Below are 19825 nucleotides of genomic sequence, written 5' to 3'. Positions count from 1 at the left end.
ATGCAGATTTTATTAGTAGATGACCATGAAATGGTAAGACTTGGCTTAAAAGGTTATTTGGATTTACAAGACGATGTGGATGTAGTGGCAGAAGCTTCAAATGGTCGCGAAGGAGTTGAAAGAGCTTTGGAGTTGCGTCCAGATGTGATTATGATGGACATTGTCATGCCTGAAATGAGTGGGATTGAAGCGACACTTGCTATTTTAAAAGAATGGCCTGAAGCTAAAATTCTCATTTTGACTTCTTATTTGGATAATGAAAAAATTTATCCGGTTTTAGATGCGGGTGCTAAAGGATATATGCTCAAAACTTCTAGCGCGGATGATATTTTACGAGCGGTCCGAAAAGTAGCCAAGGGTGAACTTGCTATTGAAACAGAAGTCAGCCAAAAAGTAGAATATCATCGAAATCATATTGAATTGCACGAAGATTTGACTGCGCGTGAGCGAGATATTTTAGGACTACTGGCAAAAGGTTATGAAAATCAACGCATAGCAGATGAATTATTTATTTCTTTAAAGACAGTGAAAACACATGTGTCCAATATCTTATCAAAGCTAGAAGTGAGCGATCGTACACAAGCTGTTGTTTATGCTTTCCAACATCACCTTGTTCCACAAGATGACATTTAGTGGTATAATAGAAAACAGAATAATTGCTAGAGGGAGATTATGGACGCAAAATTAAAATACAAATCCAAGAAGATCAAAATCGTCTTTTTTGATATTGATGATACCTTGCGAGTAAAAGCAACTGGCTACATTCCAGAATCGATCAAAACGGTTTTTAAACAATTAAAAGAAAAAGGAATTTTGACGGGAATTGCTTCAGGGAGAGGAATTTTTGGTGTGGTGCCGGAGTTGAAAGCGTTGCAGCCTGATTTTTTTGTCACCTTGAATGGGTCCTATATTGAAGATAAAGCAGGAAAGGTTATTGCGCAAACCCCGATTGATCGAAATTTAGTAGAAACTTATATCGCTTGGACGAAGGAAGTTGGGATTGACTTTGGCCTCGTTGGTAGTCATGAGGCAGCGCTTTCGATGCGAACACCGCTTATTGACGAAGCCATTGATATTGTTTATCCTAATTTACCTATTCAGCCAGATTTTTATCAAGATAACAACGTTTATCAAATGTGGACATTTGAAGATATTGGAGATAGCTTGCAATTGCCTAAAGAGTTAGAAGAACAGTTACGATTGGTTCGCTGGCATCCACATTCATCAGATGTAGTTCTAACAAATGGTTCAAAAGCATCTGGAGTTGCGACAGTTGTGGAGCATCTAGGATTGAAACCTGAAAATGTCATGGTTTTCGGAGACGAGCTTAATGATTTAGAATTATTTGATTATGCAGGTATCAGCGTTGCTATGGGCATTTCCCATGAAAAGATCAAAGCAAAGGCTGACTTTGTGACAAAAACAGTAGAAGAAGACGGCATTTTTTATGCCTTAGAGGAGTTAGGAATGGTAGAAAAAGAATTGCATTTTCCACAAACAACGATTGAATTAGCGAAAGGTCCGAAAGCGACTATTAAAACCAACCACGGAGATTTGAAAATTCAACTATTTCCAGAGCAAGCGCCGAAGACAGTAGCGAATTTTATCGCTTTGTCAAAGGATGGCTACTATGATGGCGTGATTTTCCACCGCATTATCAAGGATTTCATGATTCAAGGTGGAGATCCAACTGGTACGGGTATGGGTGGCGAATCCATTTATGGTGAAAAGTTTGAAGATGAATTTTCACCAGAATTGTATAATATCCGTGGAGCACTTTCAATGGCTAATGCTGGTCCAAATACAAATGGCAGTCAATTTTTCATCGTGCAAAATAGCAAGATTCCTTATGCACAAAAGGAATTGGAACGGGGTGGTTGGCCAGCACCGATTGCTGAAATTTATGCAAGCAAAGGTGGAACGCCGCATTTGGATCGTAGGCATACTGTATTTGGTCAATTGCTAGATGAAGCTTCTTATCAAGTGTTAGATAAGATTGCGGCAGTTGAAACTGGTGCAATGGATAAACCGCTTGAGGATGTCGTGATTGAAACCATTAAAGTTGAGGATTGAGATGAAAATTGGTGAAAAACTAAAAGGCCAAATTACTGGTATTCAGCCTTATGGTGCTTTTGTGGAACTAGAAACGGGTGACATGGGATTGATTCATATCTCAGAAATTCGGACAGGATATATCGAAAATATCCATGAAATTCTGCATGTCGACGATCAAGTATTGGTGCAGGTGATGGACTATGATGAATTTTCGGGTAAGGCTAGTTTGTCAATGAGAACTCTGGAAGAAGAGAAGCATCATTTGCCTAAACGCCATCGCTTTTCAAATGACCGTTACAAGATTGGTTTTGCACCGCTCGCCAAAAGTTTGTCGACTTGGACAAAGGAAGCAATGGATTTTCTGAATCAATCAAAAGAAGAAACCAAATGACAAGAATTGTGATATTTTCACATAAAAGACCCCCTCAATAAGAGATTGTTGTGAGTACCTTATTGAGGGGGGTTATTTATTCTCATACATTTTCAGGTGGATATCAATTCTGTATTCTTTGTTCAGGTCACTATCACATTAAAGCATATTCATCTGGCAGCATAATGGTTTCTTTTCCCTTGTTGTCCGTTACAAAGATTTCTCTCGGAAAAAATGGATCGAAAGCGTCATTAAAATCAAAAGAGACAGTAGTTGACAGACTTGTTTCGGAAAATCGAAATGTTAATTTTCCTTGACGGTTGATGAGTTCAAATCGAAGAAGCTCATCTAATTCAAACACACCTTTTAAAAAATTATCAATGATGTACCAGAAAGAATCAATAATGTCATCTGGCAAACTTGTTACAACGCCAAAGCTGGCATAACGTCCACGTGTATTTGTAAAAGCCATTGTTCCTTCCTTTCTGTGCTAATTCATCAAAGTATTTTCTATATGATACATAAAATAAGCTTGAATTGCAAGAAATTGTTCTTTGAAAATCAAAAAGGACCAGAGGTCCCTTGGCAACTTTAGCGATTCTTTAGTTCTACATAACGTTTGTACCAAATATTGACATAGGCTTGTGAAAAAGGTCCACGCTCATTATTAATCCAGTCTACTAAGATTTTCACATTCTCCTTGAGAATGTAATCTAAATCAGTGGAGTAGTTCATTTGCCGCTTGTGGCGCTCGTATTCATCTACATCCAGCAATCGCTTTTCACCATTGGTGAAGACTTTGACATCTAAATCATAATCTATGTATTTTAATGCTTCTGCATCAAGATAATAGGGACTGGCTAGATTGCAATAGTAGGAAATCCCATTTTCGCGAATCATAGCGATAATGTTAAACCAATATTTTTTATGAAAATAGACAATAGCTGGCTCGCGTGTCACCCAACGCCGCCCGTCACTTTCTGTGACCAAGGTATGGTCGTTGACACCAATAATGGCGTTTTCTGTTGTTTTTAGTACCATGGTGTCGCGCCAAGTGCGGTGCAGACTTCCATTATGCTTATAACTTTGAATTGTAATAAAGTCGCCTTCTTTTGGAAGCTTCATCATCTACCAACTTTCTACAATTTATCAGGTTATCGCTTTTATTGTAACATATTTTCATGAAAAAACATAAATAAACCTTACATTTTTTGTAGATATTCTTTGAGAGCGCTTGCAATGTCGGAGAAATCATAGCCTTTGCGTGCGAGTGCTTGGGTGAGGCGTTGTTTTAACTCATATTCGTCATATTTTTTAGAATATTTGCGGTATTGCTTGTCTAATTCTTTGTACAGTAATTTCTGCTGAATTTCCTCATCTTCTTTGATGTCTAAGGTTTGATAAGCTGCCTTAGCTTCGGTATAGGAAAAGCCTTTGCTCAACATAGATTGAAGAATTTTATCCTGCAGGGCCTTACTTGGTAGTTTGCTTTGATAGTTGCGGAGTAGTTTTGCAGCGACTTTTTGGCTTACTTCTGTAAAATCAAATTTGCATAATTCTTCATCAATAATAGGAGCTGTGATACCTTTTTGAGCCAATTTTTGCTTGAGGACAAAAGCACCTTTATCACCAGATAGAAGATTGGAATGAATAAAGGAATAAGCATATTGTCTGTCATCTATCCAATTATCTTTTATGAGAATCGTTAGGACTTTCTCGATAGTATCTAAGGAAATCTCGTGTTTTGTCAAATAATCCCGCACTTCTTTGACAGTTCTTTGCTTGAAAGAAAGATAATATAAAGCTAGATTTTTTCCGTAAGAAAACTGTGCGTAGTTCTGAATTTCTTTTAATTCTTGCTCACTAATGTTCATGCCTTTTGATAACATAAAGTGAACGATAGTATCTTCAGTGATGTAAATTTTGTCAGTTTCGTCCAATTCTAAAAGATAGAGACGCTTTTTCTTTTCAATTTTAGTGATTTTCATAATCATTCTTTCGATAACTTGTGTGAAATTTGGAGCTAATGAATGGGATAGTAAGTGTGACTATTAGCCAAATGCTTCAAAAGCTGCGATAAGTCGTAATTTCTCGGAGTTGATATTTTCTCGACCATAGTAGTCCAAAAATAGGTCGCCATATTTTGGATTGCCTAGATTATAATTCAGTGACCAGATAGCCCAGTAAAGGTCAATGTGGCGATCGCTAAAGCCAGATAGCCCAACATCAATGAAACAGGAGAACGTCTTAGCGTCTTTTAAGATAAAGTTGGGCAAACAAGCGTCACCGTGAATAAATGCATCTCTTGTAAGAAGATGTCCCTGTTCTTGGATAAGCTGATAGGCTCCTTTTCTACTGCGAATCTGAAATTGTGGCAGGAGAGCTTTTTCATAGAAAAGCCCTTTTTGATAATTCTCTTCCGCTAGCTGAATATAGTTCTTTAGAAGTGAGTTTGTGGGAAAGTGGACTGGTTGGAGGTTATGGAGCTGTCTTAGCGCTGTTGCCATGGTTTGGCAGAGGACTTCTGGTTGGTCTAGCACTTCCAATCCTGATATGCCGGATGCTTCTTTAGTGAGCAAGTAGTCCCTGTCTTGGCTGATGTATGTCAATACAGGAACACCGAGCCCTTGTTTGTCAAACCATTTAGCACATTGTGCCTCTCGTGCTAGCTTTCCTTTTTGGTCTATTTTAAGATAGTAGCCTGTGTCTAGATAAAGCACGGTTGCGCCTGAGTGGGAAGAACTGTCATACAAAGTGGCTTTCTCTGTATATATTCGTAATTCTTCTGGGAATTGAGAAATTGTGAGAGTTACTTTTTCTTTTTTCATACTGATTATTGTACCATATTCTCAACATTATCGTGTTGGCATGGTATAATAGGCTTATGAATCTGAAAGTAAAACAAAAAATCCCCTTGAAAATCAAAAAAATGGGAATCAACGGGGAAGGGATTGGATTTTATAAAAAGACATTGGTCTTTGTACCAGGTGCTTTAAAAGGTGAGGATATTTTTTGTCAAATCACGACGGTTAAGCGTAATTTTGTTGAAGCGAAACTGTTGACGATTAACAAACGCTCCAAGTATCGAGTAGAGCCTCCTTGTGAGATTTATGAAAAATGCGGGGGCTGCCAGATTATGCACTTGCATTATGATAAGCAACTGGAGTTTAAGACGGATCTGTTGCGGCAGGCTTTGAAAAAATTTGCGCCTCAAGGTTATGAAAACTATGAGATTCGTCCAACGATTGGTATGCAAGAACCTCAATATTATCGAGCGAAGTTGCAGTTTCAAACACGGAAATTTAAGGGAGATGTAAAAGCGGGTCTTTATGCGCAGAATTCTCATTATCTGATTTCTTTGAAAAACTGTTTGGTTCAGGATAAGGTAACGCAGAAAATCATCAATAAAGTGGCTCTCCTTTTGGGAAAGTACAATCTTCCTATCTATGATGAGCGAAAAAATGCCGGCATTCGGACGGTTATGATTCGCAGGGCTCGGAAAACAGGTCAGGTACAGATGATTTTTGTCACGGGAAAGAAGTTGGACTTTTCTCCAGTCATTCGTGATTTGTCAGCAGAATTTCCAGAGTTGGAAACAGTGGCGGTCAATTACCATACGACAAAATCAAGTGAAATCTATGGAGATAGGACGGAGATTATCTGGGGGAAAGAAACCATTCAGGAAGGTGTTTTGGATTACGAGTTTTCCTTATCGCCTAGGGCTTTTTACCAGCTTAATCCAGAGCAAACAGAGGTGCTTTACAGTGAAGCTGTTAAGGCTCTGGATGTCGATTCAGAGGATTGTCTGATTGATGCTTATTGTGGTGTGGGAACGATTGGCTTTGCTTTTGCTAAAAAAGTGAAGTCTCTTCGTGGCATGGATGTTATACCAGAAGCTATTGAGGATGCTAAGCGAAATGCCAAGAAGATGGGCTTTGACAATGCTTATTATGAGGCTGGGACTGCTGAAAGCATTATGCCTCGTTGGTACAAGGAAGGTTACCGAGCAGATGCCTTGATTGTGGATCCGCCACGGACTGGCTTAGATGAAAAGCTGCTTGGAACGATTGTTCGTTATGCACCAAAGAAAATGGTTTATGTCTCCTGTAATGTCTCTACTCTAGCTAGAGATTTGATACAATTGAGCAAGGTCTACGATGTTCATTATATTCAATCTGTGGATATGTTTCCACACACAGCCAGGACCGAGGCTGTAGTGAAATTGGTAAAGAAAGAGGATTAGAATGGATATTTGGGAAAAATGTATGAAGAAGCCAAGAAGCTCTATGATCCGCATGAGGTATCGCCCTTTGTGTACGCTAATCATGTTGTAGCAGCTATTGAAGCAGAGGATGGAAAGATTTATACCGGCTTTTGCTTTGAAGGAACCTGTGGTGTTTTTCATCTCTGCGCTGAAAGGGCAGCAGCTTTTAATATGTATCAGTGTTCTGGACAGACAAAAATGAAACGAGTATTGGCTTTTCGTGATAAACCACCTTATGGAGGAGGTTCTGGTATGCCTTGTGGGGCGTGTAGAGAATTTTTAATGGAGTTGAATCCTGAGAATCGTCATCCAGAGTTTATGCTAGATTTTGAAAAACGAGAAACGATTACTTTGGGAGAACTCATGCCTTACTGGTGGGGACAAGAACGTACTGAAAATGACGGGAAATGATATGAAACACTTTTACTGTATGTTAGAATAATATACGAGGCACTTTCTAACAACGAAAGTTCAAAGAATCAGGATGTAAAAATTGCAAAGAAGGTATACTGTAGCAATGCTATTGATATTTTATAGCGTTTGGTAAATGGGTTAGAATGACTTGTTCATGAGTGAGCCTAGTTTAAGGCAGATGACAAATAGGCGACAGAAGTTGAGCAGTAAAATGAAACGCAAATATTTTCAACTACTTCAGCAATAGAAAAACTTGTAGAGATCATTTTCTACAAGTTTTTTCGATTTTACAAGGAAATCTCTGTGTTTTTCAATGCTTTTTGTGCATCTGAGACGATTGTTTCAATGATTTCTTTGCATGGTCGGATTTCTTTTATCATACCAGCAATTTGACCGCACATCATGGAGCCGTTTTTTGTGTCTCCGTCATATACAGCTTTTGAGAGAGCTCCAATAGTAATCTCTTCCAGTTCCTCACGGCTGGTACCTTTATTTTCAAGTTCTATATAATGGTCTGTCATTTCGTTTCGAATACAACGAACGGGGGCACCCGCCCTCCTGCCTGTGACAGCTGTATCTGTATCATTTGCCTTGAGAACGGCTTCTTTATAACTTTCAGCGATTGGGCATTCTTCTGATGCGAGAAATACCGTACCGAGTTGAACTCCTTGTGCGCCTAAAACGAAAGCAGCAGCAAGCCCGCGACCGTCTGCAATACCTCCTGCACCAATCACGGGAATATCAACTGCATCAGTAATTTGTGGCAGCAAAGCCATGGTATTGGTGCTACCGATATGACCACCCGCTTCAGATCCTTCAGCGATAACAGCGTCAACACCTAATTCTTGCATTTTTTTAGCATGTTTCACGCTGGCAATGACCGGAATAACCTTGATACCTGCTTCTTTGAGAGCAGGCAGAATAAATTTAGGGGTGCCAGCACCAGTTGTCACAATAGGAACTTTTTCTTCGATGATAACATTCACAAGCTCTTCGACATTTTTCAGCATCAGCACCACATTAACAGCGAATGGTTTGTCTGTGAGTTTACGCAATTCACGAATTTCTTCGCGCAATTGGTCGCCAGTCATACCACCTGAAGCAATAATCCCCAAGCCACCCGCTTCTGAAACAGCAACAGCCAACTGATAGTGAGAAATTTGCGCCATAGCACCTTGAAAAATTGGATATTTGATGTTTAGTAAAGTTGTAATAGACATACTATCTCCTTCATCCTGTTTTTGAAATTAGTATATCACGATTATAAAAACGTTTTCAAAATTGTGATTTAATAAATTTTCTTTTGTTTGTGAAATATTTTGCTTTGAAAAGAGAATTTATCAATTGTTTTACTTGTGAAAAACAAAGAGTCGTTTTATTATAACAAATACTTATACTATATTAAAAATAGTTATAGATGATGATTGATTCAGAAAAATGGAATGAGGCAAAGATAAAGAGCGTTTTGGTTTTGCTTAGAAAGCAACTACTTTTTGTGTTATAATAATAGAAAAATGTTCATGAGGTGAAGTATGGACAATATTATTGATGTATCCATTCCTGCGGCAGAAGTAGTTGACAAACACCCAGAAGTGTTGGAGATTTTGGTGGAACTTGGTTTTAAACCGCTTGCCAATCCAATCATGCGCAATACGGTTGGTCGCAAGGTGTCGTTAAAGCAAGGATCGAAGCTAGAAGGAACCCCTATGGATAAAATTGTCATGACATTGGAAGCAAATGGCTATGAAGTGGTGGGGCTAGACTGATGGCAGATGAACGAATTGAGATTTTGAAATCCATTTTGCTGGATTTGCATCATGGTGCAACAGCAGAAGAGGTTCAAGAGCAGTTTAACAAGCATTTTACAGGTGTTTCGGCTATTGAGATCAGTCTTATGGAGCACGAACTGATGAACTCGGATACGGGTGTAACCTTTGAGGATGTTATGTCGCTTTGCAATGTTCATGCGAATCTTTTTAAGGGAGCAGTGAAAAATGTAGAAGTGGCTGACACAGATCATCCAGGACATCCAGTTCAAATTTTTAAGCAGGAAAATCTGGCTCTGAGAGCAGCTCTTTTGCGGGTTCGGCGTCTCCTTGATACTTATGCTCAAACAGATGATGCAGAAATGAAGACAGAGTTGGAAAGGGGACTGATGCGCCAGCTGGTCTTGGTCGGTCAATTTGACATTCATTATCAGCGCAAGGAAGAGCTGATGTTTCCGATTATGGAGAAATACGGTCATGACTCACCACCCAAGGTTATGTGGGGTGTGGACGACCAGATTCGAGAGCTTTTTCAGGAAGCAAAGACTGCTGCTGAAGATTTGTCCAATCTAGGTATCGAGCAAGTTCGAGCAACATTTGAAAATTTTGCAGCTGAGTTTGAAGCGATGATTTTCAAGGAAGAGTCCATCTTGCTTATGATTTTGCTGGAATCTTTCACACAGGACGATTGGTTGAAAATTGCAGAAGAAAGTGGTGCCTATGGTTATGCCATTATCAAGCCGACTGAGAAATGGGTACCAGATCGTCAATCATTCACGGAGGCAGAAAAAGAGACTGCTGAGAAGACTGGAAGCGAAGCGGCAGCCAGTGACGAGTTTGTGTCAGACGGTACTATTCAGCAAGTCATTGAGACGCCTGATGGACAGGTCACCATTTCCTTTAAACCAAAAAAGAAAAAGACAGAAAACAATTTTGATTGGCAGAACCAACAGCCGTTTGGACATGGCTATTTATCAGTGGAAGAGGCTAATTTGATTCTCAATCATCTGCCAATGGAGATTACCTTTGTTAATAAGGAGGATATTTTCCAGTACTACAATGACAGTGTGCCAGCTGATGAGATGATTTTCAAACGGACGCCGGGTCAAGTGGGGCGCAATGTCGAGCTGTGCCACCCGCCTAAGTTTTTGGAGAAAGTTCGCTTTATTTTTAAGGAATTGCGTGAAGGCAAGCGAGACAAGTTTGTTATGTGGTTCAAGTCTGAGTCGCGGGATAAATTTGTTCATGTGACGTATGCGGCAGTGAGAGATGAAGCAGGAGAATTTCAAGGTGTGCTGGAATATGTCCAAGATATTCAGCCTTTCCGTGATATTGAAGAAGATTTCTACCGAGGAGTAGATTAGAAGGAATATGATGATGTACGAACAGGAATTTTTAAAGGATTTTGAAGCTTGGGTCAAAACTCAAGTAGCAATCAACGAAATGGCTCTTCAAGAGAGTCAGAAAGTCTATGAAGAAGACCAAGATGAACGTGCTAAAGAAGCTGCGATTCGTTATGAGAGCCGTCTGGATGCCTATCAGTTTTTATTGGGTAAATTTGCCAACTATCAAGAGGGCAAGGGATTTCATGACTTACCAGACGGACTTTTTGGGCAGAGAAATTATTGATTTTCTCTAGAAAACATGTTAAACTAAATACATTAGAGGTGTTTTGAATCCCATTTGTCACAGAAAGCGGCACTGCTGAGAAATCCGCACAAATGTCAAAACTGGTTGCTAAGGCTAAAATTGAAATAATGGTGTTTTTTTGTTTACTTTTAGGACTAAGCCACAAGCCACAAGTTGCGGGTTGCACTGGCGTACGTCTAAGCGAGCTAACAACGTAATAAAAGATAAACAAGAAGACCAGAGTTGCGGGCGTCTGCCCGAAATTGGGTGGTACCGCGGAGTGATTCGTCCCTGTCATGTATGGCAGGGACGAATTTTTATAATCGTAACAGGGAGAGATTATGATAAATATTTTAGGTCAAATTGAAGACAATAAACTTCCTGATATTGAGACATAACGGCTGTATTTGCGCCAACGTCTAGTCTCAGATGCTGAGGATATTTTTGCTTATGCAAGCTTGCCAGAAGTAACTTGGCCAGCTGGTTTTCCACCTGCAGAAAGCGTGGAAGAAGAGGAAAATTATCTCGAAAACATTATGCCAAAGCGCTGGATTGAGCAAAAAATACCGTCTGGTTATGGTATCTGCTTGAAAGGAACAGATGAAGTCATTGGCTCGATTGATTTTAATAATCGCCATGCTGATGATGTTCTTGAAATGGGCTATTTGCTTCACCCAGATTATTGGGGGCAAGGGATTGTGACAGAAGCTGCGCGTGCGCTGTTGAAAGATGGCTTCACCCTACTCAATCTCCACAAAATCGAAATTGAATGTTATGGATACAACAAAGCAAGCCAACGTATTGCTGAAAAACTTGGCTTCACCCTCGAAGCTCGTATCCGAGACAGAAAGGATGCCCAAGGAAATCGCTGTGACAGTCTGATATATGGCTTACTGAGGAGTGAGTGGGAGGGGAGATGATGAATGTTGTCATTATTGGTGTACAAGCTTCAGGTAAGATGACGATTGGTCAAGAAATTGAAAAGATGACTGATATGACTTTGTTTCATAATCACGATAGCATTGATTTTGTTAGGCGTTTTATGGAATATGGGCCTATCTCAACTGAACTTATTCGGAAAATTAGAATGAATTTTTTTGAAGCTTTTGCTCAGAGCAACAAACCTCTTATTTTTACTGTTGTGATTGATTTTAATGATTCAAATGATATTGATTTTTTGAGACAGATTCAAGATGTTTTTCACTCATTTAATAGAGAGGTCTTGTTTGTAGAACTTGAAACGGATTTAACTGAACGGCTTCGGCGTAATCGTACTGAGCATCGCTTGCAGTGCAAACCATTAAAGCGTGATTTGGAATGGTCTGAAAATGATATTTTGTCAACGATGACATTTGCCCAATTTAATCCAGAGAAGTCACCAGAATTTCTTAAGTATTATTATAAAATCAATAATACCGAGCTATCCGCTCGTGAATCAGCACAGCTTATTTTACAAAAATTAAATGATATTGAAAAAATGTAGAAAGGACATATTATGTCAAAAGAACTTTCACCAAAATATAACCCAGCTGAGGTTGAAGCTGGGCGTTATCAAAAATGGTTAGATGAGGATGTTTTCAAGCCTTCTGGCGATAAGAAAGCTCATCCGTATTCTATCGTTATTCCACCACCAAACGTAACTGGTAAACTTCACCTTGGTCACGCTTGGGATACTACTTTGCAAGATATTATTATCCGTCAAAAACGGATGCAAGGTTTTGATACTTTATGGCTTCCTGGTATGGACCATGCGGGGATTGCAACACAGGCAAAAGTTGAAGCACGTCTTGCTGAAGATGGTATCTCACGTTACGACCTTGGTCGTGAAAAATTCCTTGATAAAGTCTGGGAATGGAAAGATGAATATGCATCAACAATCAAACAACAATGGGGTAAAATGGGTATCTCTGTTGATTATTCACGTGAACGTTTCACCCTTGATGAAGGCTTGTCTAAAGCGGTCCGCAAGGTTTTCGTAGAACTCTATAAAAAAGATTGGATTTACCGCGGCGAATTCATTATCAACTGGGACCCTAAGGCCCGCACAGCTTTGTCCGACATCGAAGTCATCCATAAGGATGTGGAAGGTGCCTTCTACCATATGAATTATCTGTTGGAAGATGGCTCGCGCAGTTTAGAGGTTGCGACAACTCGTCCAGAGACTATGTTTGGGGATACGGCTGTCGCTGTCAATCCAAATGATGATCGTTACAAAGATTTGATTGGTCAAAATGTCATCCTTCCAATCGTTAACAAAGCTATTCCAATCGTTGGTGATGAACACGCTGACCCAGAATTTGGTACTGGTGTCGTGAAAATCACACCTGCCCATGATCCAAACGACTTCTTGGTTGGTCAACGCCATAACTTGCCACAAGTCAACGTCATGAACGACGACGGAACTATGAATGACTTGGCCTTTGAATTTGCAGGCATGGATCGTTTTGAAGCTCGTAAGGCAGTCGTTGCTAAGCTGGAAGAAATAGGTGCTCTTGTCAAAATCGAAAAACGCGTCCACAGTGTTGGCCACTCAGAACGTACAGGTGTCGTGGTTGAGCCACGCTTGTCTACTCAGTGGTTCGTCAAGATGGACCAATTGGCCAAAAATGCTATTGCCAACCAAGACACAGATGACAAGGTAGAATTCTACCCACCTCGTTTCAACGATACCTTCCTCCAATGGATGGAAAATGTCCACGACTGGGTTATCTCACGTCAGCTCTGGTGGGGTCACCAAATCCCTGCTTGGTACAATGCTGAGGGTGAAATGTATGTCGGCGAAGAAGCTCCAGAAGGTGACGGTTGGACTCAGGATGAAGATGTCTTGGATACGTGGTTCAGTTCTGCCCTTTGGCCATTCTCAACCATGGGCTGGCCTGATGTCGATTCAGAAGACTTCAAACGTTACTTCCCAACTTCAACCTTGGTGACTGGTTATGATATTATCCCATTCTGGGTATCTCGGATGATTTTCCAAGGTTTGGAATTTACTGGCAAGTCGCCATTCAAAAATGCCTTGATTCACGGTCTCATCCGTGACGAGCAAGGACGCAAGATGTCTAAATCTCTCGGTAACGGGATTGATCCAATGGATGTTATTGATAAGTACGGAACAGATAGCCTTCGTTGGTTCCTATCAAACGGTTCTGCACCAGGACAAGACGTGCGCTTCTCTTATGAGAAAATGGATGCAGCTTGGAACTTCATTAACAAAATCTGGAACATCTCTCGTTATATTTTGATGAACAATGAAGAGTTGACACTTGACCAAGCGAGTGAAAATGTTGCAAAAGTTGTGGTTGGTACAGCCGGGAATGTTACTGACCGCTGGATTCTTCACAACTTGAATGAAACAATTGCTAAAGTTACTGAAAACTTTGATAAATTTGAATTTGGTGTGGCTGGTCATATCCTTTACAACTTCATCTGGGATGAATTTGCTGACTGGTACGTTGAGTTGACCAAGGAAGTTCTTTATAGTGACAATGAAGAAGAGAAAGTTATCACACGCTCTGTTCTCCTTTACACCTTGGACAAGATCCTTCGTCTCCTTCATCCAATCATGCCATTCGTGACAGAAGAAATCTTTGAACAAATTTCTGAAGGTTCAATCGTAACAGCTGAATACCCAACAGTTAATCCAGCATTTGAAAATGAAGCTGCGCATAAAGGTGTTGAAAGTCTTAAAGACCTTATCCGTGCTGTCCGTAACGCACGTAGCGAGGTGAATGTTGCTCCAAGTAAACCAATCACACTTCTCGTGAAAACAAGTGATAAAGAATTAGAAGCATTCTTCAACGCCAATGTCAACTACATCAAGCGTTTTACAAATCCAGAGCATTTGGAAATTGCGGAGGACCTTGCTGTGCCAGAACTAGTCATGTCCAGCATCATCACAGGAGCAGAAATCTATCTGCCTCTCGCTGACTTGCTCAATGTTGAAGAAGAACTAGCCCGCCTTGACAAAGAACTTGCTAAATGGCAAAAAGAATTGGATATAGTTGCACGCAAACTTGGCAACGAAAAATTCGTCGCTAACGCCAAACCCGAAGTCGTCCAAAAAGAACGCGACAAACAAGCCGACTACCAAGCTAAGTATGATGCGACCGTAGCACGTATTGATGAGATGAAGAAGTTGGTGAAATAGTGGCTGAAGATTAAGGAAAATATAAATCGTGGTTTAATCAACCATTGAATATATTAGATTCAAAAGACTTAAACGAGACTATTTGAATAATAATTTCAAAATGATTGATTATTATCAAGATATATATCATGATGAGATTGTAATAGATGAACTGATTAATAAATTAAAACAAGGTCAATTTGATAATTTAAGTATTATTGATTTAAATAGATTTAGAATATTTCTGGATGCAGTATTATTAACTTTCAATAATGAGAAGGTTTATAATGCTTATTTGAAAGACAAATTTGCCTTTCAACCATTTTTTGACAGATTGAATGATTCAAAACTCTTTATACGAGAACGCCCATTTTTAGAAAATCATAAGAAGTATTTGAATAATCTTTTTAAAATACGCATTAATAAATTTGATTCATTTTTTTACTCACTAGATGGAGAAGATAGACGAGTTTGGGATCAATTTAAGATAGTAAGAAATGCTTACTCACATATGAAATATTGTGACGTATATATTTGAAGATAAGTTTAATCATAGAAGTGAGTTACTTGAAGTTCCTGAGGAATCATTGCTTCGTTTTATAAATCAGGATATTTTTAAGATAAGATAATTAAAAAATTAATGAGTTTGGTTAACCATATTAAAGCTAATAATTTTTAGAAAGCAGGTAACTACATGACAAATTCTGTAAGTTCGAACCGCTCTGAGAAGTATAACATTGCAGCTTTCTTCTCAGGTGTTGGGGGAATTGAGTTGAGATTTGAACAGACCAACGAGTTCAGAGTGGTGTATGCCAACGAGTTTGACAAGTACGCACGGCTTACTTATGAGTTAAACTAGCCAGATACTTTTTTGGATAGTCGTGACATCATGCGGTGAAGCTGGAGGAGATTCCAGCTGAGCGTGTGGATGTGGTGATGGGAGGTTTCCCATGCCAAGCCTTTAGTATTGTGAGTTATCGCAAGGGATTTGATGATGATCGTGGGGATTTGTTTTTTGAACTGTTTCGTATGATTGAAGGGTAGAAACATTGGGTAATTTTCATTGAAAATGTTAAAAATATGGTTGGTCATGACAACGGTAATATCTTCAAGGCCATTTGCGAAGCCTTGACTGAAAACAAAGATATGCAAAACTATGTTGTTCTGATTATCAATTCTAAGTTTCAAGAGACTGTTTTTTAACGAGCTTTTCACGCTGTAGGGGAGGATATTTCTAATACATCTTATACTAAAGAATTTTAATAATTGTTGATTGTTAGCTAGTAAAAGCAACAAATCGAATGGATACAGCATTTTTATAGATTTGAACATACAGAAAAAAGAGAACGAATTTCGTTCTCTCTAGCTGTTAATTAGCTGACATTGATATATTACAGTTATCATTGGTAAACTGTTAGCAAATCCAAATTTAAAGTTTATACGTGTATATAACCTTGATTTTTAAACCTCAAAATTGTAGAGAGCTGTTGATAGGTAACGCTCGCCGTTATCTGGAGCAAGAGCTAGGACTTTTTTGCCTGCGCCTAATTTTTTGGCGACTTCAAGTGCGGCATAGATAGCTGCGGCAGAAGAAATTCCTACAAGAAAGCCTTCTTGTCCACCGACACGGCGTCCAAGGTCAAGCGCTTGATCAGAAGTAACGCGGACAATACCGTCATAAGCTTGAGTGTCCAGTGTTTCTGGGATAAAACCAGCTGAAATTCCTTGAATCTTGTGTGGCCCAGGCTTTTCACCAGACAGGATAGCGGACTCATCGGCTTCAACTGCGTAAACTTGTATATTCGGATTGACTTTTTTGAGAGCATGAGAAACGCCAGAAATTGTACCACCTGTGCCAACTCCTCCGACAAAAGCATCCAATCCTTTTTCACCGAAAGCAGCGATAATTTCAGCTCCTGTTGTTCTTTCGTGTACTTCAGGATTAGCTGGATTGTTGAATTGTAGCGGCAGCCATCCGTTACGTTCCTTGGCGATTTCTTCAGCTTTGGCAATCGCACCTTTCATTCCCTCACTTCCGGGAGTGAGCACCAATTCGGCGCCATAAGCTTGGATAATTTTGCGGCGCTCTACACTCATGGTTTCTGGCATAACAATAACAACCTTATAACCTTTAGCAGCACCGACCCAAGACAAACCGATTCCGGTATTTCCGCTGGTTGCTTCGACAATGGTTGCACCTGGTTGAAGCAAGCCCTCTTGCTCAGCAGTCTCAATCATGCTGAGAGCAATGCGATCTTTGACAGACGATCCTGGATTGAAAGCCTCTAGCTTGACATAAACATCAGCAGCGCCTTCTGGAACCAGCTTGTTCAATTTCACAATAGGAGTATTTCCAATGAGTTCTGTAATGTTATGATAAATTTGTGCCATAAAATGATACCTCAATTCTGTTGATACAATCAGTATAAAACGAAAAAGAGTCTTTGTAAAATATAAAAAAACTATCAAGTTGATAGCTTTTTTTAATATTTAGGATAAAGAAATGGGAACTTCAACTTTCCGAAATCCCTGCTCAACAATGTCAATTTTTCCATTAAACAGCTCAATCAAACTTTCTATAACGCTCTCCTTATCGTCTTTGTCAATGAAAATAGTCGTTTGTACTTGATCTGTAAAAGCTGTATCCTGTTCTTGCAACTGTTTGGCTTTAAGAAAATTTGGTAACTCTTGATATTGACTGTAGGAAAGAGTAAGCCTTAGTCCAAGTTGTTCTTTTATGTGGACACTTCCGATTTCTTTGATAGCTAAGGCAACACTGCCAGCATAAGCCCGAATGAGTCCACCTGCTCCTAACTTGATGCCCCCAAAATAGCGCGTCACGACAGCACAGACGTTGGTTAGTTGGTGATTTTCTAAGACGCCTAGCATAGGCACGCCAGCAGTTCCGCTGGGTTCGCCATCATCGCTGCTTCGCTTCATTTCGCTCCGCTCTCCTAAAATAAAGGCAGAGCAGTTGTGAGTAGCTTTATAGTGTTCTTTTTTGACAGCCTGAATAAAATTTCGTGCCTCGTCCTCTGTTGTCACACGCTTGATATGACAGATAAAGCGCGATTTTTTGATTTCTTCTTGGACTTGACCGTCCTCTTTGATTGTTCTAAATTCCATATCTTCATTTTACAAAAAAACTTTTATTTTGCCAAAGTTTTTCCGAATAAATAGATATGACAGAATTACAAGATTGTTTAGGTCGCATTTTTACAAAAAATCAACTGTCACCAGAATTGCAATTGCAAGCACAAACCTTAACTGGAATGGTAGAAGAAAAAGGGAGATTAAGCTGTAATCGCTGTGGACAAGCCATTGACAAAGAAAAACACCAACTGCCAATCGGTGCTTATTATTGTAGGTCTTGCTTGATCTTAGGAAGAGTTAGGAGTGATGAAGATCTCTACTATTTTCCACAGGAAGAATTTCCCAAAGCGAATGTCTTGAAATGGCAAGGAAAGTTGACAGAATTTCAAGCCAAGGTTTCTCAAGGACTTGTAGAGGCGGTTACCAAACGCAAAGATAGCTTGGTTCACGCAGTCACGGGAGCCGGAAAGACGGAAATGATCTATCAAGTGGTGGCACAAGTCATCAATCAGGGCGGAGCAGTCTGCTTGGCTAGCCCCAGAATTGATGTCTGCTTAGAACTTTATCGCAGACTGAAAGTGGATTTTACTTGTGATATTTCACTCCTGCACGGTGAATCAGAAGCATATTCTCGCAGTCCTCTCGTGATTGCCACCACACATCAGCTTATCAAATTTTACCGAGCATTTGATCTTCTTATTGTTGATGAGGTAGATGCCTTTCCTTATGTGGACAATCCGATGCTTTATCATGCAGTTCATCAGGCAGTCAAAGTAGAGGGGACGAAGATTTTCTTAACAGCAACTTCCACAGATGAGCTGGATAAAAAAGTGGCTAAAGGAGAATTAACTCGTTTGAGTCTACCCAGACGTTTTCATGGCAATCCTTTGATTGTTCCGCAAAAAATTTGGTTGGCGGATTTTCAAAAATATCTTGGTCAAAAGAAGCTAGTTCCCAAGTTAAGGCAGTTTATTCAAAAGCAGAGAAAAACAGGATTTCCACTTCTTATTTTTGCTTCCGAGATCAGAAAAGGGCAGGAGCTGGCAGAGATTCTTCAAAGCACTTTTCCTAATGAAGAAGTTGATTTTGTAGCCTCGACGACTGAAAATCGACTAGAAATTGTAGAGAAATTTCGTCAAAAAGAAATCACGATTTTGGTAACGACGACAATTTTGGAGCGTGGGGTGACTTTTCCTTGTGTAGATGTTTTCGTGGTGGAAGCCAACCACCGTCTGTTTAGTCGCAGCGCTCTGGTACAAATTGCTGGACGCGTTGGTCGCAGTATGGAGCGACCGACAGGCGAGTTAATCTTTTTTCATGACGGTACGACTATGGCGATAGAAAAAGCGATTAAAGAAATTCAGGAGATGAATCAGGAGGCCGGTTTATGAATTCATGTGTTTTATGTGAAAATCCACTTGATGAAAAGCTGAAATTCTGTGATTTATTGACCTTGACGAAGCCAAAAGCAAGGGCTTGTGATGCCTGCTTTGAAAAATTTCAACGCATTTCAGGGCAGCATTGCCCGAAGTGTTATCGTGACGGGGCAAGTGAAGTCTGCATGGATTGCCAAGTGTGGATAGAAAAAGGAAAAGAAGTTTACCATAAAAGCTGTTTTGTGTATAATGAAGCCATGAAAGACTTCTTCAGTCAATATAAATTTCAAGGAGATTATGCCCTTTATTCTGTATTTGCTGCAGTTTTGCAAAAGGAATTGAAAGTTTACCGTGATTATGCGCTTGTTCCCATTCCGGTAAGTGCCGAAAAGTATCAGACAAGAGGGTTTAATCAAGTAACAGCTCTTCTTGAGGGCGCAAAGTTGCCATTTAAGGAAGTTTTAGAAAAGTATGATACAATTGCTCAATCCAGTAAAACAAGAGAGGAGCGATTGCAAAGCCGGCAGTGTTTTAAATTGAAAGACAACGTTCAACTTCCACCTAAAATCCTTTTGATAGATGACATTTATACAACAGGCTCAACCCTACAATTAGCCAAGGAAATTTTAGTGGAAGCAGGAGTGAAAGAAATTGTGACATTTTCATTAGCCAGATGATAAAAAATTTGCAAAAAAAAAATGAAAGCGTTATAATAAAATAAAGAAAAACAAA

At 39.7% G+C, this 19825-nt stretch carries 20 protein-coding genes and 2 pseudogenes; 15 read left to right on the top strand and 7 right to left on the bottom strand.

Features of this window, described 5'->3' with window-relative positions; translation table 11 throughout:
• From HMPREF2933_RS02330 to HMPREF2933_RS02320, 3 genes are read left to right on the top strand one after another with little or no spacing between them, the layout of a single operon-like run.
• The gene (locus HMPREF2933_RS02330) at positions 1-633 is read left to right on the top strand and encodes a response regulator transcription factor (protein WP_024052105.1); all 633 of its coding nucleotides are present in this window, start codon (positions 1-3) and stop codon (positions 631-633) included.
• Positions 634-672: 39 nt separating this feature from the next.
• Positions 673-2073, top strand: coding sequence for a bifunctional Cof-type HAD-IIB family hydrolase/peptidylprolyl isomerase (locus HMPREF2933_RS02325; RefSeq protein ID WP_024052104.1), 1401 nt, complete (start codon positions 673-675; stop codon positions 2071-2073).
• A gap of 1 nt (position 2074) precedes the next feature.
• Positions 2075-2446: a S1 RNA-binding domain-containing protein gene (locus HMPREF2933_RS02320; protein ID WP_024052103.1), complete on the top strand. Its 372-nt coding sequence runs from the start codon at positions 2075-2077 to the stop codon at positions 2444-2446.
• A 133-nt stretch (positions 2447-2579) separates the two neighbouring features.
• Here HMPREF2933_RS02320 and HMPREF2933_RS02315 read toward each other — a convergent pair whose 3' ends face one another.
• The 4 genes from HMPREF2933_RS02315 to HMPREF2933_RS02300 all read right to left on the bottom strand — a co-directional run bounded on the left by HMPREF2933_RS02315 (position 2580) and on the right by HMPREF2933_RS02300 (position 5253).
• Entirely contained in the window at positions 2580-2897 is a 318-nt protein-coding gene (locus tag HMPREF2933_RS02315; protein WP_024052102.1) for a DUF960 domain-containing protein, read from the bottom strand.
• Positions 2898-3016: 119 nt separating this feature from the next.
• Positions 3017-3550, bottom strand: a complete 534-nt coding sequence (locus tag HMPREF2933_RS02310; RefSeq protein ID WP_024052101.1) for a nucleoside tri-diphosphate phosphatase — start codon at positions 3548-3550, stop codon at positions 3017-3019.
• A 77-nt stretch (positions 3551-3627) separates the two neighbouring features.
• Positions 3628-4413 (bottom strand): recombination regulator RecX, encoded by a 786-nt coding sequence (gene recX, locus HMPREF2933_RS02305; protein WP_042754014.1) that lies wholly within the window; start codon positions 4411-4413, stop codon positions 3628-3630.
• A 63-nt stretch (positions 4414-4476) separates the two neighbouring features.
• Positions 4477-5253, bottom strand: coding sequence for an aminoglycoside 3'-phosphotransferase (locus HMPREF2933_RS02300; RefSeq protein ID WP_024052099.1), 777 nt, complete (start codon positions 5251-5253; stop codon positions 4477-4479).
• A 56-nt stretch (positions 5254-5309) separates the two neighbouring features.
• On the opposite strand from HMPREF2933_RS02300, the gene rlmD reads away from it, so the two are divergent.
• Together rlmD and HMPREF2933_RS02290 are read left to right on the top strand one after the other, a co-directional pair.
• The gene (rlmD, locus tag HMPREF2933_RS02295) at positions 5310-6668 is read left to right on the top strand and encodes a 23S rRNA (uracil(1939)-C(5))-methyltransferase RlmD (RefSeq protein ID WP_024052098.1); all 1359 of its coding nucleotides are present in this window, start codon (positions 5310-5312) and stop codon (positions 6666-6668) included.
• A gap of 1 nt (position 6669) precedes the next feature.
• A pseudogene (locus HMPREF2933_RS02290) lies at positions 6670-7100 on the top strand (cytidine deaminase family protein).
• Between the two features lie 290 nt (positions 7101-7390).
• On the opposite strand, the gene HMPREF2933_RS02285 reads toward HMPREF2933_RS02290, so the two are convergent.
• Positions 7391-8323, bottom strand: coding sequence for a nitronate monooxygenase (locus tag HMPREF2933_RS02285; protein WP_070241556.1), 933 nt, complete (start codon positions 8321-8323; stop codon positions 7391-7393).
• A gap of 312 nt (positions 8324-8635) precedes the next feature.
• Here HMPREF2933_RS02285 and HMPREF2933_RS02280 point away from each other — a divergent pair, with 312 nt between their 5' ends.
• The 8 genes and pseudogenes from HMPREF2933_RS02280 to HMPREF2933_RS02245 all read left to right on the top strand — a co-directional run.
• Entirely contained in the window at positions 8636-8869 is a 234-nt protein-coding gene (locus HMPREF2933_RS02280; RefSeq protein WP_070672434.1) for a DUF1858 domain-containing protein, read from the top strand.
• Positions 8869-10233 carry a DUF438 domain-containing protein gene (locus HMPREF2933_RS02275; protein ID WP_024052095.1) on the top strand — a complete coding sequence of 455 codons (1365 nt, stop codon included), beginning with the start codon at positions 8869-8871 and terminating at the stop codon, positions 10231-10233. The genes HMPREF2933_RS02280 and HMPREF2933_RS02275 overlap by 1 nt, the downstream gene beginning before the upstream one ends.
• A gap of 10 nt (positions 10234-10243) precedes the next feature.
• The gene (locus HMPREF2933_RS02270) at positions 10244-10498 is read left to right on the top strand and encodes a DUF1912 family protein (protein WP_024052094.1); all 255 of its coding nucleotides are present in this window, start codon (positions 10244-10246) and stop codon (positions 10496-10498) included.
• Positions 10499-10899: 401 nt separating this feature from the next.
• Positions 10900-11418 (top strand): GNAT family N-acetyltransferase, encoded by a 519-nt coding sequence (locus HMPREF2933_RS02265; RefSeq protein ID WP_224783676.1) that lies wholly within the window; start codon positions 10900-10902, stop codon positions 11416-11418.
• Complete coding sequence (locus tag HMPREF2933_RS02260; protein ID WP_070241557.1) at positions 11418-11981, top strand: shikimate kinase; 564 nt, start codon at positions 11418-11420, stop codon at positions 11979-11981. Before HMPREF2933_RS02265 ends, HMPREF2933_RS02260 begins: the two co-directional genes overlap by 1 nt.
• A gap of 12 nt (positions 11982-11993) precedes the next feature.
• Entirely contained in the window at positions 11994-14645 is a 2652-nt protein-coding gene (locus HMPREF2933_RS02255; RefSeq protein WP_070672431.1) for a valine--tRNA ligase, read from the top strand.
• 100 nt (positions 14646-14745) lie between these two features.
• Positions 14746-15162 carry a hypothetical protein gene (locus HMPREF2933_RS02250; protein ID WP_024052089.1) on the top strand — a complete coding sequence of 139 codons (417 nt, stop codon included), beginning with the start codon at positions 14746-14748 and terminating at the stop codon, positions 15160-15162.
• A gap of 156 nt (positions 15163-15318) precedes the next feature.
• Positions 15319-15791, top strand: a pseudogene (locus tag HMPREF2933_RS02245) (DNA cytosine methyltransferase); the annotation flags it as partial.
• A gap of 294 nt (positions 15792-16085) precedes the next feature.
• Here the strand turns inward: HMPREF2933_RS02245 and cysK are convergent.
• On the bottom strand, positions 16086-17015 hold the full coding sequence (gene cysK / locus HMPREF2933_RS02240; RefSeq protein WP_024052086.1) for a cysteine synthase A: 930 nt from the start codon (positions 17013-17015) through the stop codon (positions 16086-16088).
• Positions 17016-17114: 99 nt separating this feature from the next.
• Positions 17115-17750, bottom strand: coding sequence for a YigZ family protein (locus HMPREF2933_RS02235; RefSeq protein ID WP_024052085.1), 636 nt, complete (start codon positions 17748-17750; stop codon positions 17115-17117).
• Between the two features lie 56 nt (positions 17751-17806).
• On the opposite strand from HMPREF2933_RS02235, the gene HMPREF2933_RS02230 reads away from it, so the two are divergent.
• Both HMPREF2933_RS02230 and HMPREF2933_RS02225 read left to right on the top strand, forming a co-directional pair.
• On the top strand, positions 17807-19108 hold the full coding sequence (locus tag HMPREF2933_RS02230; protein ID WP_070241559.1) for an ATP-dependent helicase ComFA: 1302 nt from the start codon (positions 17807-17809) through the stop codon (positions 19106-19108).
• The gene (locus tag HMPREF2933_RS02225) at positions 19105-19770 is read left to right on the top strand and encodes a ComF family protein (RefSeq protein ID WP_024052083.1); all 666 of its coding nucleotides are present in this window, start codon (positions 19105-19107) and stop codon (positions 19768-19770) included. The genes HMPREF2933_RS02230 and HMPREF2933_RS02225 overlap by 4 nt, the downstream gene beginning before the upstream one ends.
• The last annotated feature ends 55 nt before the right edge of the window (positions 19771-19825 follow it).

This window comes from Streptococcus sp. HMSC066F10 (assembly GCF_001813805.1).
Lineage (GTDB): Bacteria > Bacillota > Bacilli > Lactobacillales > Streptococcaceae > Streptococcus > Streptococcus vaginalis.
This window is presented reverse-complemented; position numbering and strand designations above follow the sequence as displayed.

What these genes read in the sequence shown, in the direction of transcription:
- HMPREF2933_RS02330 (WP_024052105.1), top strand. Translation starts at nt 1, where the DNA reads ATGCAGATTTTATTAGTAGATGACCATGAAATGGTAAGACTTGGCTTA.
- HMPREF2933_RS02325 (WP_024052104.1), top strand. Translation starts at nt 673, where the DNA reads ATGGACGCAAAATTAAAATACAAATCCAAGAAGATCAAAATCGTCTTT.
- HMPREF2933_RS02320 (WP_024052103.1), top strand. Translation starts at nt 2,075, where the DNA reads ATGAAAATTGGTGAAAAACTAAAAGGCCAAATTACTGGTATTCAGCCT.
- HMPREF2933_RS02315 (WP_024052102.1), bottom strand. Translation starts at nt 2,897, where the DNA reads ATGGCTTTTACAAATACACGTGGACGTTATGCCAGCTTTGGCGTTGTA.
- HMPREF2933_RS02310 (WP_024052101.1), bottom strand. Translation starts at nt 3,550, where the DNA reads ATGAAGCTTCCAAAAGAAGGCGACTTTATTACAATTCAAAGTTATAAG.
- recX (WP_042754014.1), bottom strand. Translation starts at nt 4,413, where the DNA reads ATGAAAATCACTAAAATTGAAAAGAAAAAGCGTCTCTATCTTTTAGAA.
- HMPREF2933_RS02300 (WP_024052099.1), bottom strand. Translation starts at nt 5,253, where the DNA reads ATGAAAAAAGAAAAAGTAACTCTCACAATTTCTCAATTCCCAGAAGAA.
- rlmD (WP_024052098.1), top strand. Translation starts at nt 5,310, where the DNA reads ATGAATCTGAAAGTAAAACAAAAAATCCCCTTGAAAATCAAAAAAATG.
- HMPREF2933_RS02285 (WP_070241556.1), bottom strand. Translation starts at nt 8,323, where the DNA reads ATGTCTATTACAACTTTACTAAACATCAAATATCCAATTTTTCAAGGT.
- HMPREF2933_RS02280 (WP_070672434.1), top strand. Translation starts at nt 8,636, where the DNA reads ATGGACAATATTATTGATGTATCCATTCCTGCGGCAGAAGTAGTTGAC.
- HMPREF2933_RS02275 (WP_024052095.1), top strand. Translation starts at nt 8,869, where the DNA reads ATGGCAGATGAACGAATTGAGATTTTGAAATCCATTTTGCTGGATTTG.
- HMPREF2933_RS02270 (WP_024052094.1), top strand. Translation starts at nt 10,244, where the DNA reads ATGATGTACGAACAGGAATTTTTAAAGGATTTTGAAGCTTGGGTCAAA.
- HMPREF2933_RS02260 (WP_070241557.1), top strand. Translation starts at nt 11,418, where the DNA reads ATGAATGTTGTCATTATTGGTGTACAAGCTTCAGGTAAGATGACGATT.
- HMPREF2933_RS02255 (WP_070672431.1), top strand. Translation starts at nt 11,994, where the DNA reads ATGTCAAAAGAACTTTCACCAAAATATAACCCAGCTGAGGTTGAAGCT.
- HMPREF2933_RS02250 (WP_024052089.1), top strand. Translation starts at nt 14,746, where the DNA reads ATGATTGATTATTATCAAGATATATATCATGATGAGATTGTAATAGAT.
- cysK (WP_024052086.1), bottom strand. Translation starts at nt 17,015, where the DNA reads ATGGCACAAATTTATCATAACATTACAGAACTCATTGGAAATACTCCT.
- HMPREF2933_RS02235 (WP_024052085.1), bottom strand. Translation starts at nt 17,750, where the DNA reads ATGGAATTTAGAACAATCAAAGAGGACGGTCAAGTCCAAGAAGAAATC.
- HMPREF2933_RS02230 (WP_070241559.1), top strand. Translation starts at nt 17,807, where the DNA reads ATGACAGAATTACAAGATTGTTTAGGTCGCATTTTTACAAAAAATCAA.
- HMPREF2933_RS02225 (WP_024052083.1), top strand. Translation starts at nt 19,105, where the DNA reads ATGAATTCATGTGTTTTATGTGAAAATCCACTTGATGAAAAGCTGAAA.